13 protein-coding genes are annotated in these 13,022 nt (G+C 63.5%); 11 read left to right on the top strand and 2 right to left on the bottom strand.

From position 1 onward, the window contains the following. Positions 1-9: 9 nt before the first annotated feature. On the bottom strand, positions 10-894 hold the full coding sequence (locus ACX3M4_RS13480) for an FAD:protein FMN transferase (RefSeq protein ID WP_459359064.1): 885 nt from the start codon (positions 892-894) through the stop codon (positions 10-12). Then, positions 894-2,951 carry a 4Fe-4S binding protein gene (locus ACX3M4_RS13475; RefSeq protein ID WP_459359063.1) on the bottom strand — a complete coding sequence of 686 codons (2,058 nt, stop codon included), beginning with the start codon at positions 2,949-2,951 and terminating at the stop codon, positions 894-896. Before ACX3M4_RS13475 ends, ACX3M4_RS13480 begins: the two co-directional genes overlap by 1 nt. 133 nt (positions 2,952-3,084) lie before the next feature. On the opposite strand from ACX3M4_RS13475, the gene ACX3M4_RS13470 reads away from it, so the two are divergent. The 11 genes from ACX3M4_RS13470 (at position 3,085) to ACX3M4_RS13420 (ending at position 12,791) form a co-directional block, all read left to right on the top strand. Continuing rightward, a complete protein-coding gene (locus ACX3M4_RS13470; protein ID WP_459359062.1) occupies positions 3,085-4,848 on the top strand; it encodes a cytochrome D1 domain-containing protein in 1,764 nt (587 codons plus the stop codon). Between the two features lie 75 nt (positions 4,849-4,923). Beyond that, positions 4,924-5,727 carry a uroporphyrinogen-III C-methyltransferase gene (gene cobA, locus ACX3M4_RS13465; RefSeq protein ID WP_459359061.1) on the top strand — a complete coding sequence of 268 codons (804 nt, stop codon included), beginning with the start codon at positions 4,924-4,926 and terminating at the stop codon, positions 5,725-5,727. Continuing rightward, the gene (locus ACX3M4_RS13460) at positions 5,720-6,034 is read left to right on the top strand and encodes a c-type cytochrome (RefSeq protein ID WP_459359060.1); all 315 of its coding nucleotides are present in this window, start codon (positions 5,720-5,722) and stop codon (positions 6,032-6,034) included. Before cobA ends, ACX3M4_RS13460 begins: the two co-directional genes overlap by 8 nt. Next, complete coding sequence (locus ACX3M4_RS13455; RefSeq protein ID WP_459359059.1) at positions 6,031-7,179, top strand: cytochrome D1 domain-containing protein; 1,149 nt, start codon at positions 6,031-6,033, stop codon at positions 7,177-7,179. Before ACX3M4_RS13460 ends, ACX3M4_RS13455 begins: the two co-directional genes overlap by 4 nt. Positions 7,180-7,182: 3 nt before the next feature. Further along, complete coding sequence (gene ahbB, locus ACX3M4_RS13450) at positions 7,183-8,172, top strand: siroheme decarboxylase subunit beta (protein WP_459359058.1); 990 nt, start codon at positions 7,183-7,185, stop codon at positions 8,170-8,172. Further along, positions 8,169-8,624 carry an Lrp/AsnC family transcriptional regulator gene (locus tag ACX3M4_RS13445; RefSeq protein ID WP_459359057.1) on the top strand — a complete coding sequence of 152 codons (456 nt, stop codon included), beginning with the start codon at positions 8,169-8,171 and terminating at the stop codon, positions 8,622-8,624. The genes ahbB (ACX3M4_RS13450) and ACX3M4_RS13445 overlap by 4 nt, the downstream gene beginning before the upstream one ends. Next, the gene (gene ahbB / locus ACX3M4_RS13440; protein ID WP_459359056.1) at positions 8,621-9,109 is read left to right on the top strand and encodes a siroheme decarboxylase subunit beta; all 489 of its coding nucleotides are present in this window, start codon (positions 8,621-8,623) and stop codon (positions 9,107-9,109) included. The genes ACX3M4_RS13445 and ahbB (ACX3M4_RS13440) overlap by 4 nt, the downstream gene beginning before the upstream one ends. Positions 9,110-9,112: 3 nt before the next feature. Next, on the top strand, positions 9,113-10,333 hold the full coding sequence (gene nirJ / locus ACX3M4_RS13435) for a heme d1 biosynthesis radical SAM protein NirJ (RefSeq protein ID WP_459359055.1): 1,221 nt from the start codon (positions 9,113-9,115) through the stop codon (positions 10,331-10,333). Next, positions 10,308-11,855, top strand: a complete 1,548-nt coding sequence (locus ACX3M4_RS13430; protein WP_459359054.1) for a cytochrome D1 domain-containing protein — start codon at positions 10,308-10,310, stop codon at positions 11,853-11,855. The genes nirJ and ACX3M4_RS13430 overlap by 26 nt, the downstream gene beginning before the upstream one ends. Beyond that, positions 11,812-12,555, top strand: coding sequence for a CbiX/SirB N-terminal domain-containing protein (locus ACX3M4_RS13425; protein WP_459359053.1), 744 nt, complete (start codon positions 11,812-11,814; stop codon positions 12,553-12,555). The genes ACX3M4_RS13430 and ACX3M4_RS13425 overlap by 44 nt, the downstream gene beginning before the upstream one ends. After that, positions 12,552-12,791, top strand: coding sequence for a hypothetical protein (locus tag ACX3M4_RS13420; protein WP_459359052.1), 240 nt, complete (start codon positions 12,552-12,554; stop codon positions 12,789-12,791). The genes ACX3M4_RS13425 and ACX3M4_RS13420 overlap by 4 nt, the downstream gene beginning before the upstream one ends. Positions 12,792-13,022 lie beyond the last annotated feature (231 nt).

The following is a 13,022-nucleotide window of genomic DNA, read 5'->3' as shown; positions in this document are numbered from 1 at the left end:
TAGGATTGCTCAGGCGAGTGCTGCCAACCGGGTCTCGGGAAAAGCCTTCAAGACGTCATCGATCGCGATCCGGTCCATCACGCAAAATCCGGTCGACAACGCGTCGGCAAGGGCTGCTGACGGAGCTGTTACGCCGGCTAAGTTCCAGCGGGGCGCTGCGCCGGACGGGTCGAGTATGTGGCTGTCCGTTGCCTTCGGACCGATCAGGGTTCCCCTGGGCGAAGACACCGCAAGGGCTTTGTCGTGCAACTCCGTCTCGCCGATAATCCTGCCATCGGGCAGGGCGATCCCGGCACGCCACGCTTTACCGTCCGGACGTCTCCCGAGAGCTTGGATCTCGCCCATATCGACAAGAACGTCGTCAAATCCATGTCGCTTCAACATGGCAGCGACACGGTCCGCCGCATGGCCCTGGGCGATGCCGTTGAAGGTGAGTGCCATGCCGGGGCGGGCAAGGCGGATAGCCTCCCTGGAGACTTCGACATCCCGCCAGCCGATCAGTGCGCGCGCAGCGGTGACATCGCCGCCGGTCGCGACCGCTTGCCACAGGGGCTGTACCGTCGGATCGAATGCACCGCTTGTTGCCGCATGGGCGTCACCGGCCAGGCGGAAGAGCGCGAGGACATCCGGATCCGGCCTGGCCCAAAGGCCGGTGCGGTTGAGGCGGACAAGGCCGGAATCGGCATGGAGCGAGAACCGGGCTTCCACCCGGGCAAGCACACGCTCCACCTTGTGGAACAGCCGGCGCGCGGTGTCGGGATCCGTGCCGGTCAGCAGAATGCGTGCGGCGGACCCCATGGCCCGCCCTCGCCATTCGATCGTCTCGGTCGCCCGCACCGGCGAGACGAGGGTGGCGGCAGCGGCGATGGTCAGGAAACGGCGGCGGTCGATCATCAGACCTCTCCCTTGGGTGCGGCCACTGACGAAACGGGCGAGGCTGTGCGTACCCGCCGTTTCAGGATGGTGCAGGTCTCGGGATCGTTGAAGATCACCTGGCAGCGCAGACAAAGCACACATTCGTTGGGGTTGATCCGCCCGATAGGATCGATCGCGCCGACGGTGCATTTTGTCTCGCACAGCCGGCACTCGCGGCCGCATTGCGACCGTCGGTGCAGCCAGTCGAAGATCTTCAGCTTGGCGGGAATGGCGAGCGCGGCGCCGAGGGGGCAGATATAGCGGCAGTAGAACCGTTCGATGAAAAGTCCGGCCGCGAGGATCGCCAGCACAAAGACGACGAAGGGCCAGGCGCGGATCATTCGGAGCGAAATCGCCGTTTTGAAAGGCTCGATTTCCGCCAGCACCAGCGCGTCGTGCATCGAATAAAAGGACAAAGCCAGGATCGCCATGAAAGCCGTGTACTTGATCATCCACAGCCGCTCGTGCAGTGCCTGAGGCACGGTGATCTGTCTGATCCCGAGGCGCCGGGCGGCAAAGTTCAACAGCTCCTGCAGCGCGCCGAAGGGGCAGAGCCAGCCGCAATAGACCCCGCGCCCCCAGAAGAGCAGGCCAAGGGCGACGAACGACCAGAGCAGGAAGATCACCGGCTCGATCAGGAAGGTCTCCCAGCGAAACCCGGTCAGGAGGGAATGGAGGAAGGCGACGACCTGCACGACGGACAGCTGGCCGTTGAGCCCCCAGCCAAGCACGAAGAGTGTTACGGACAGGAATCCGATCCGCAGGCCAAGCCACAGTTTCTTCCGGCGGACGATGCTCTCCTGAAAGATGAACACCAGTGCCAGGGCGGCAAGCAGTGCGCAGACAAAAACGGCTGCCGGTTTTTTCGTTCGCCAGATTTCGCGCCAGAGCGGTTCTGCCTCCGGCGGAGGCGCCAGGCGGAACCGGTCCGGCAGTTCATAATCCGTGCCGATAGTCATGGCGACAGGTCCATCCGACGCGGCGGGGCGTTCGGCGGTCACTTCGACGCGGAAGGGTTTCGTTGGGTCGATTTCGGGCCCGAGCCGGAAGACGCTCATCTCCTTCAGGTCAGGCGCGCCGTCGATGGCAAGCTTCTTGACGAAGAGATAATCGGCTTCCGCCGGGGCGACACGCGTTTCGCCCTGGACGATCGCCAGCCGGTCGAACCGGCCACTGCGGCGCCAATCGGTGCCGCGATGTGACTGCAGGCCACCGGTCAAGATGGTGAGCGCGCTGTCGCCTGGCCCGAGCTTGCCCATGACCCTTGTATAAAGCTGCTGGCCGAGCAGGTTGCGTCCGACCGCCGGCGGATCGATGAGCCCCGCATAAAGATCGAGGAAGCTGCCCGGCCCAGGCGTCACCGGCACCTTGGCCCCCTTCAAGGCTTCGGCCGCCTCGTCCATCGTTACGTGCGCCTGCGCCAGGGCGCCCATCTCCAGAAGTGCATCCCAGCCGGCCGGTTCATAGGCGAGGCGGTCAATGCCGCCGCTTGCGATCAGTCCGCGGGCAAGGGCGAGAGTACGTGCTGTCCTGAGGATGCCGTCACGGATGACACCGGTCGAGACCGTGGCGCGCGCGATCACATCCGGCAGGTCGGCCTGAGGCTCCAGCACCGACTGGCGTTCCGCCGCCAGGTTCACCCCCCGGTAACCATCGACGTAGCGGGCGATGTCCTCGTCTGAGATGCCGAGCGTCAGCACCGGCTCGTTGTGCTGCATCAGCCGCGCACCGGCGATGGTGGCATCAGGGTTGATCGCGACAAGCACGTCGAGCGGCCGCCCGGAATAGCCGATCGATCCGGCGATCTCCCAGGTCGATCCGATATGGCCGATCACCTGCCCGTCACGCAGGACCGTCCAGGACGGCACGCCGGTTTCCTGGCGCTCGAGCGAGAGGGGATCGCTGCTGCCCAACAGCTCGGCTGCAAGCTGCGCATCGGGGGCTGCCGGGGTGATGACCTCGCCGCTGAGACCTGTCGCCAGAGAGGAGCTGGCGGCGAGCAGCAAGCCAAGAAACAGAAGAGAAAAAAAGCGCATTTGGCAGGTCCCGAACCGATCTCCGGGAGGGTGCCGCGACGTCCTGTTTTGCACCTTAACAAAAGTCAAGGAGGCCGCCGGTCGCGCCGTGCATCTTCAGCATCGCCTCACCAGCTCAACGGAGAATTCCGCAATGAATAGCCAGAAGTCCCCAGTCAGGTACGCGCTTCTAGCCAGCGCGGCCATGGCTCTTGCTCTTGTCTCAGGCAGCGCCTGGGCACAGGACAAGCCTGCCGGTCACGGCGATACGCCAGCCGCCGCATACGAGCCCAGCTTGACGACGCTTGGTTCGATAAAGGTCGAGATTCCGGGCCGCAAGGCTGGCGACCCCGTGATCACGGACGAAGAATTCCAGCAGGGTTCGAGGATCTATTTCGAACGCTGCGCCGGCTGCCATGGCGTGCTGCGCAAGGGGGCAACCGGCAAACCGCTGACGCCCGACATCACCCGTGACCTCGGCTATGAGCATCTGAAGGACTTCATCACCTACGGCTCGCCCGCGGGCATGCCCAACTGGGGGACTTCCGGAGAACTCACGGACGCCGAAATCGACCTGATGGCGCGTTACGTGCTGCTCGATCCGCCGGCTCCGCCGGAATTCGGCATGCCGGAAATGAAGAACTCCTGGAAGATCCTGGTGAAGCCGGAGGATCGTCCGACCAGCCAGATGAATTCGCTCGATCTGGACAACCTGATGTCCGTGACGCTCCGCGATGCCGGCCAGATCGCCCTGATCGATGCGGGCACCTACGAGATCAAGGAAGTGATCGACACCGGCTATGCGGTGCATATCAGCCGTATTTCGGCTTCCGGCCGCTATCTGTTCGTGATTGGCCGCGACGCCAAGGTCAACATGATCGATCTGTGGATGGAACATCCCGCGACCGTCGCCGAAATCAAGGTCGGGTCCGAAGCCCGTTCGATCGAGACTTCGAAGTTCGAAGGCTGGGAAGACAAGTACGCGATCGCCGGGTCCTACTGGCCGCCGCAATACGTGATCATGGACGGGGAAACGCTCGAGCCGCTGAAAATCGTCTCGACCCGCGGCAACGTCTATGACGATCAGACCTACCACCCCGAGCCCCGTGTCGCATCGATCGTGGCTTCGCATTACAAGCCCGAGTTCATCGTCAACGTGAAGGAAACCGGCAAGATCCTGCTGGTGGACTACACCGACCTGAAGAACCTCAAGACCACCGAGATCGAAGCCGAACGCTTCCTGCATGACGGCGGGTTCGACAGCACCAAGCGCTACTTCCTCGTGGCCGCAAACGCCCGCGGCAAGATCGCGGTCGTCGATACCAAGGAAGACAAGCTTGTCGGTCTGGTCGAATCCGGCGGCCAGACCCCGCATCCGGGCCGCGGTGCCAACTTCGTGCATCCGGCATTCGGTCCGGTCTGGGCAACGTCGCACCTCGGCGACGATTCCGTCGCCCTGATCGGGACAGATCCGGAAGGACATCCGGATCATGCCTGGAAGCTGGTCGACAGCTTCTACGCACTGGGCGGCGGGTCGCTGTTCATCAAGACCCACCCGGAATCGACGCATCTCTATGTCGATGCCCCGCTGAACCCGGAAGCGGAAGTCTCCGGCTCGGTCGCAGTGTTCGATATCTCCAAGATGACGGGCGATACCGAGGAAGACCCGGAATACATGACCCTGCCGATCGCCGAATGGGCCGGTAGCCCCGAAGGTCAGCCACGCGTCGTGCAGCCCGAGTTCAACAAGGAAGGTACGGAAGTCTGGTTCTCGGTCTGGAACGGCAAGGAGCAGGAAAGCGCCATCGTCGTCGTCGATGACAAGACGCTGGAGCTGAAGACCGTGATCAAGGACCCGCGCCTGATCACGCCGACAGGCAAGTTCAACGTCTACAACACGCGCGCCGACGTCTACTGACGTCCCGCCGGGAGGGGCGGACCGCTGCCCCTCCCGTTTACGCCTCCACCTACCCAGCCGGCGCAGGAGCCCAAGATGAAAAAGCCAGGTAAGGTCTGTCTGATCGGTGCGGGGCCCGGTGATCCGGAGCTTCTGACGCTCAAGGCCATGCGCATGCTGCAGGAAGCGGACGCGGTCGTCTTCGACCGGCTGGTCTCGCCCGAAATCCTGGCTCTCGCGCCTGAAGGCGCGCTGAAGGTTCCGGTCGGAAAATCTCCAGACAATCACCCCGTTCCGCAGGAAAGGATCAACGAAATCCTCGAAGACCTTGCCCTGGAAGGCATGACCGTCGCCCGTCTCAAGGGCGGCGATCCGCTCATCTTCGGGCGCGGTTCGGAAGAGGCGGAGCATCTTGCTGCCCGCGGGATCCCCGTCGAATATGCGCCCGGCATAACGGCAGCGCAGGGGGCCGCCGCCGCCACCGGCGTGCCGCTGACCCATCGCGGTCTGGCCACCGGCGTTCGTTATGTCACCGGTCACCGCCAGGCCAACGGTACGCTGGATCTCGACTGGAAGAGCCTTGCCAGCGAGGAAACCACCCTGGTCGTCTACATGGGCGTCGCCAACATGGGGCAGATCGCCCTGCGGCTGGTGGCCGAGGGGCTCAGCGAAACGACGCCCGTGCTTGCCATCGCCAACGCGACGACACCGCGCGAAAAGAGGCTCTATTCGCATCTCGGCACGGTGGCCCTCGATGTGCGCGATGCCGGCCTGAAGGCACCCGTTCTTTTTGTCATCGGCAAGGTCGTGACCCTGAGCGCCGAGTGGCCGGCACATGACATTGAAACCCTGGTTGCAACGGCCGGCAGCGAGGCTGCCGGAAGGCGGGTCCATGCTTAAGACCCTGCTGACCTTTGCCTTCTGCCTGTTGGTGATCACGAGCCTCGCCGTTGCGGAGGAAAGCGGTTCTGCGGCCCTCGTCAACCTGGTGCGCCAGGATTGCGGCTCCTGCCACGGCATGACGCTGAAGGGAGGGCTCGGACCGGACATCCGGCCGGACGCGCTCAGTCACTACGACATCGACACCCTGTCGCTGGTGGTTCTGGACGGCATTCCGGAAACGGCAATGCCGCCCTGGCGGCCGATCCTGTCGGAGGCCGACGCCAAACGGATTGCTGAATATCTTCTCAAGGGAGACATGAAATGAAGTGGCTTTGCGGGGTCGCGCTGGCGGCCATGCTGACGGGCGCGGCTCAGGCGCAGACCGTTGTCGCCACCGGCGACCTCGGCCTCGTCGTCGAACGCGCCTCGGGTTCGTTGCTCCTGGTTGATCAGTCCGAGCGGGCAGCACTGACACGGATCGTCGGGCTGGGCGATCTCTCCCATGCCAGCCTGGTCTATTCGCCGGACGAACGCTTTGCCTATGTCTTTGGCCGGGACGGCGGCCTCACCAAGGTGGACCTGATCGAAAAGACCATTTCCAAACGCGTGGTCCAGTCGGGCAACGCCATCGGTGGCGCCATTTCCGACGACGGCACGCTGGTGGCCGTTTCCAACTACGAGCCGGGTGGGGTGCTTATTTTCGATGCAGAGACTCTGGAGATGGTCGCCGATATACCGACCGGATCGAAGACCATCGGGCTCGTCGATGCACCTGGCCGCCGGTTCGTCTTCACCCTGTGGGATACGGGCGAGACCTGGATCGCCGACCTTTCCGGAGCGACACCGAAGCTTACCAAAATCCCGGACATGGGCCGCAATCCCTATGACGCTCTCATCACCGGCGACGGCCGTCTCTATATAACCGGCCTCTTTGGCGAGGACGGCCTGACGGCGCTCGATCTCTGGGACGAGACGCCGAAGCCGATCCGGGTGCTGCCGGAATACGGCCGCGGTGAAGCGGACCTGCCGGTCTACAAGATGCCGCATCTGGAAGGCTGGGCGAAGGCCGGCAACGAGTTTGTCCTGCCGGCGGTCGGCCATCACGAGGTCCTTTGGATCGACGGCGAAACGCTGGCTGAGACCGGACGCACGCAGACGCACGGGCAGCCCGTCTTCGCCATGGCCCGCCCCGACGGGCGCCAGGTCTGGGTGAATTTCGCCCATCCGCTCAACGACACCATCCAGGTGATCGACACGGTGACGAAGCAGGTCGTGCACGAGTTCAAGCCGGGACCGGCGGTCCTGCACATGGAATTCACCCCGCGCGGCAACGAGGTCTGGGTCTCCGTCCGGGATGCCGGCAAGGTGATGGTCTACGACACGCGGACCTTCGAGAAGAAAGCCGAGATCGACGCGGACAGCCCCTCCGGCATCTTCTTTACCGCCCGTGCGCACAGGACGGGGTTGTGAGCCATGACGAGCCTCATCGACCCGCTTGATCTTGCCCTGCTCGACAACTGGCAACGGGATTTTCCGCTGGCAGAAAGGCCTTTCGCGGAAATCGGCACCGCCCTGAAGTGCCCGGAAGATGAAGTCATTAACCGGTACGAACGGATGTTCGCTGCCGGACGGATCACCCGCATCGGCGCCACCTGCACACCGAACACCGTTTCCGCCAGTACACTCGCGGCAATGTCGGTGCCCCCGGCGCGGATCGAGACGGTCGCGGCTCTCGTCGGCGCGCAACCGGGCATCAACCATTCCTATCTGCGCGAGAACCCCTGGAACCTCTGGTTCGTCGCCACCGGACCGGACCGCGCCCATGTGGATGACGTGCTCGACGCTATCCGGACGGAGACGGGACTTGCCGTCCTCGATCTTCCGATCCTGCGGCCCTTCAACATCGATCTCGGCTTCAGACTGAACGGCAGGTTGGACCGGCCAATAGCGCCCCGGACGGTCCGGCTGGAGCAACTGCGGGAGGGAGACGATGCCCTCCTGCAGTCTCTAGCCACGGGTCTGCCGCTTGTCTCACGCCCGTATTTGCGGATCGCGGAAGATCTTGGGCGAAGCGAAGGCGAGGTGTTGCAACGGCTCACCGTCCTGCAGGAGGCCGGGATCATTGCGCGCCTTGGCGTAATCGTACGTCACCGGGCGCTCGGCTGGCGCTCCAACGCCATGGTTGTTTGGGACATCGAGCCGGAACGGATCTCTGCTGCCGGGCTTGCACTGGCAGCCTTTCCGGGTGTCACGCTCTGTTATGAGCGCCGTCCCGCTCCCGGCATCTGGCCTTACCGGCTCTATTGCATGATCCACGGTCAGAGCCGTCAGATGGCACTGGAAGTGCTTGAGAAGGCGTCCCGGCTGCCGGAAGTCAATGGTGCCGGTTACGAGGTGCTCTTCTCCAGCCGCTGCTTCAAGCAGACCGGCGCGCTGATCGCGAGGCAGGGAGCAGCCGCATGACCCACGAGCTTTCCGAGCTGGACCGGACCCTGATCAACCGCCTGCAGGACGATCTGCCGCTGGTGCCGCATCCCTTCGCCCCGCTGGCAGAGGAGCTGGGTCTCAGTGAACAGGACGTGGTGGACCGCATCAGAACCCTTCGTGACGACGGTTTGCTGACGCGTTTCGGGCCCTTCTTCGATGCCGAGGCTCTGGGCGGTGCCTTCTGTCTCTGTGCGATGGCCGTCCCCGCGGAGCGTTTCGAGGACGTCTTAACCAAAGTCAATGCCTACCCGGAAGTCGCGCATAACTATGAACGGGACCACAGGCTGAACATGTGGTTCGTGCTGGCAACCGAAAGCCAGGCCGCCATTGCCGCGACCGCAGCGGCAATCGAGCGTGACACGGGCCTCACCGTTCTCCTGTTTCCGAAGGAACGCGAATTTTTCATAGGTTTCCGGGTGACCGCATGAGCTTGGACCCAAAGGACAGAACGATCGTCGAGGCGACCCAGGCGGGCCTGCCGCTGGTGCCCGCGCCCTTTGCCGTCGTCGCGGAAAATCTAGGGCTTTCGGAAGCGGAGCTGATCGATCGGCTGAAACGTCTGAAGGAAGACGGCATCATCCGCCGGATCGGAGCTGCCCCCAACCACTACCGCCTCGGCATGACCGCCAACGGCATGACGGTCTGGAACGTTGTCGACGCGAAAGTTGACGCGCTTGGCGAAAAGGTCGGCGCGCTCTCCTTCGTTACCCACTGCTACCGCCGCCCGCGGGCACTGCCGGACTGGCCCTACAACCTCTTTGCCATGGTGCATGGCGAGAACCGCGAGGAAGTCATGGCCAAGCGCACCGAAATCGCGGCGCTGCTGGGCGATGCCGCTCAAGCCGGCGACATCCTGTTTTCCACCCGCATCCTGAAAAAGACCGGCATGCGCCTGCGCGGCAAGGAGGCCTGAAAGATGTTCCGTCTGTCGGAATATATGCACCAGATCGTGGAGCCGACCCCCGTGCGCGTCCGGCAAGGCAACGGACCGGTCAAGCCCGTGGTGATCTGGAACCTGACCCGGCGCTGCAACCTCAAATGCCGCCACTGTTATACGGTTTCGGCCGATGTCGATTTTCCGGGTGAACTCAGCCACGAGCAGGCGATGGCCACGCTGGAGGATCTCGGCCGCTTTCGCATTCCCGCGCTGATCCTTTCCGGTGGCGAGCCGCTGGACAGCAAGGACCTTTTCGAGATCGCCGCCCGCGCCCGCAGCCTCGTCCGCATGCTGGCCCTGTCGACAAACGGCACCAAGGTCCACGGCGCTGCGGCGGATCGCGTCGCCGAGATCGGATTCGACTATGTCGGCATCTCCATCGACGGCATCGGTGCCACCAACGACTGGTTCCGGGGTGTCGAAGGCGCTTATCTGAATGCCCTGCACGGCGTGCGCGAATGCAAGGCGCGCGGCATCAAGGTCGGGCTTCGCTTCACCCTGACCGAGGGCAACCATCAAAGCTTGGCCGACCTCCTGCGTCTGTGCGACGACGAAGGCGTCGACAAGTTCTACCTCTCGCATCTTGTCTATGCCGGCCGCGGCGACAAGCACCGCGGCGAGGATGCCGAGCACAAGCGCTCCCGCTGGGCGATGGACCTGCTGCTCGACCGCGCCTGGCAGGGCGTCAGCGGCGGCCGGCCGCTCGATATCGTCACCGGCAACAACGATGCGGACGCGGTCTATTTCCTGGACTGGGTGCGGGAAAATTTTGGAGACGGCAAGGCGGAGCACGTCCGGACGCACCTGGCCGCCTGGGGCGGCAATTCCTCCGGTCTGGGCGTTGCCAATATCGACACGCTCGGCAATGTGCATCCGGACACCTACTGGTCGAACTACACCATCGGCAGCGTCAAGACCGCGGCGTTCTCTGACCTTTGGACCGGCGCCGATCCGATGCTGGCGCAGCTCCGGACACGTCCGCGGCCGCTGAAGGGAAGGTGCGGTGCCTGTGCGTTCAAGGATGTCTGCGGCGGCAACACCCGCATCCGCGCCTTGCAGCTGACCGGCGATCCCTGGGCGGAAGATCCGGCCTGCTATCTCAACGACGACGACATCGGGCTCACCGGCTCCGCAGGCGACCGCCTCGCCGTGACCCCGTTCCGAGGAAAACGCCATGATCCGGCTCACCGCTTCGCTTAGCACCCTTCTGCTGGCGACGACGCTCTCCTTTGCAGGACCGGCGGAGGACTATGCCGCCAATTGCCACGAATGCCACGGGGCAGGCCGCCTCGGCGGCCACGGCCCTGCGCTGATCCCCGAAACCCTCGGCCGCATGCGCGGTCCGGACCTGGGGGCTGTCATCCGGAACGGCCGCAAGGCAACGCAGATGCCCGGTTTCGCCGATGTCCTGAGCGCGGACCAGATCGACGCACTCGCCGCCTTTCTGAAGGAACCCCTGAACGAAGTGCCGGACTGGAAGGAAGCGGATATCGCCGAGAGCCTTGTGGTCAATGAGGACTATGAAGCAGCCGGCAAGCCGCTCTGGTCCTCCGATCCGATGAATATCACCCTGGTCGTCGAAACCGGTGATCATCATGTCAGCGTTCTCGACGGCGACACGTTCGAGACCCTGGACAGATTCGCGACCCCCTTCGCCGTCCACGGCGGACCCAAATTCTCGCCGGACGGACGCTATGTCTTCATCATGTCGCGCGACGGCTGGGTGCAGAAATACGATCTCTATGCCCTCCAGGAAGTCGGGCGCATCCGCGCCGGCCTCAACAGCCGCAACATCGCCATGAGCCATGACGGCAAATGGTTGGCGGTTGCCAATTACTTGCCGATGACGCTGACGATCCTGTCGACCGAAGACCTGTCTGTCGCCAAGGTCATGGATGTCAAGGCAAAGGACGGGAGCGCGAGCCGTGTCTCCGCCGTCTATCAGGCGCCCAACCGCAAGAGCTTCATTCTTGCCCTGAAGGACGCTCCGGAAATCTGGGAAGTCGCTACCGATCCCGATGCGGAGCCGGTCTATGAGGGCTTCGTGCACAGCCGCGAGAAAGGCATGGTCGAGGCGCTGCCGTCGTCTCAAGGGCTGTTCGCCCGCCGCCGGATCAAAACTGCCGAGCCGCTCGACGACTTCTTCTTCGACGACGATTACCGCCACCTGATCGGTGCCTCGCGCGATGGCGAACGCGGCGTCGTCGTCAACCTGACGGTCGGCCGGGAAATTGCCGAACTGCCCCTCCAGGGCATGCCGCATCTCGGCTCTGGCATCAGCTGGGAGCGGGAGGGCCGCCGGGTCATGGCGACGCCTTATCTGAAGGAAGGCAAGCTCTCGATCATCGACACGGACACCTGGAAAGAGATCACCACCATCAGGACGGACGGACCGGGCTTCTTCCTGCGTAGCCATGAGAATACGCCCTATTTCTGGGCCGATGTCTTCTTTGGTCCGAACAAGGACGAGATCCACGTCATCGACAAGCAGAGCCTGAAGATTATCAGGACGCTGAAGCCTGTCGTGGGCGCAACTGTCGCCCATGTCGAATTCACGAAGGACGGCCGCCATGCCCTCGTCTCGGTCTGGGAGGAGGACGGCGCGGTGATCGTCTATGACGCAAAAACCCTGGAAGAGGTCAGGCGCATGCCCATGCGCAAACCGTCGGGAAAATACAATGTCTGGAACAAGATCACCTTCTCGGAAGGAACAAGCCATTGAGGCTGTCCTGGTCGCGCATGGACAGCCGTCGCAGCCGGAAGCAGGCGAGGCGCATCTGCGGCTACTGGCGCAAAAAGTCCGTGAGTTCCTGCCCGGCTGGACAGTCCGCTCTGCCACACTGGCGGAAAGGAACAGTCTCGAGCGGTGCCTGGATCTGGCAGGGCCCCAGCCGCTTGTTTTTCCGATTTTCATGGCTGAAGGCTGGTTCACGCAAAAGGCCCTTGCAGGAAGGTTGAAAGGCACCAGAGCCAGGCAGATGACGGCTCTTGGCGTCCATCCCGAGCTGCCACGGCTGACCGCCGGCTACCTGAAGGAGCTCGCGGCAAGAACCCGTTGGGATGCTTTCGGTTATGAGGTGCTGCTGGCCGCTCACGGATCAGCAACGGGAGCATCGACCGCACAATGCACCTTGCGCTTTGCGGTCGGGCTGGCCGAAGACCTGACGGATGCCCGGATACGTATCGGTTTTCTGGAGGAAGCGCCGTTCCTTGCAGATGCAGCGGCCCGTTGTGGCCTGAAGACGATCCTGCTGCCGCTTTTTGCCGGCAACGGTCATCACGTGACGGAGGACATTCCACAGGCGCTCGATCAGGCCGGTTTCGAAGGCTTGCGCCTGGCACCGCTGATCGAGACGCCGTTCATGCCGAAGCTTATTGCCTCTGCGCTCGACGGCGCCAACCGGAAGGATCTGGCTGCATGACCGGCACACAAACCGGCTGGTCGGTGCGAAAACTGGCGATCCTGTTTTACCCGTTCACGGCGGCAGCCGTCGCCATCAACCTCTTCATGCTTGCCCTTATGGGACAGGCAATCGGCCTGCCGGCCCTCTCGCCTGTTGCCTGCCTCTGGCTGTGCCTGCCGCTCGGCGTGCCCGCGACCTGGTTCGTCGCCAGATGGGTGCGCCGCCTGATGGACGAGGCCGACGGAAATCTTTGAGCGGCGGAAAATTGCGGGCAAAGCTTTGATTGAACGCCGCACCTGAATGGTCCGTACCAGAAGCTTGTGAAGCCCTCATCCTGAGGAGGTCCGAAAGGACCGTCTCGAAGGATAGGCGGCGTATTCCAGAACAAGCGGCCGATCCTTCGAGACGCCTGGCGTGCCAGGCTCCTCAGGATGAGGTCGAGGAGGTGGATAAGATCGTAGGAGGAGGGGTTTGCGGAGACCAGC

This window comes from Roseibium sp. M-1, assembly GCF_054515675.1.
The sequence above is the reverse complement of the archived record's forward strand: the minus strand, read 5'-3'. Positions and strand labels throughout refer to the sequence as shown.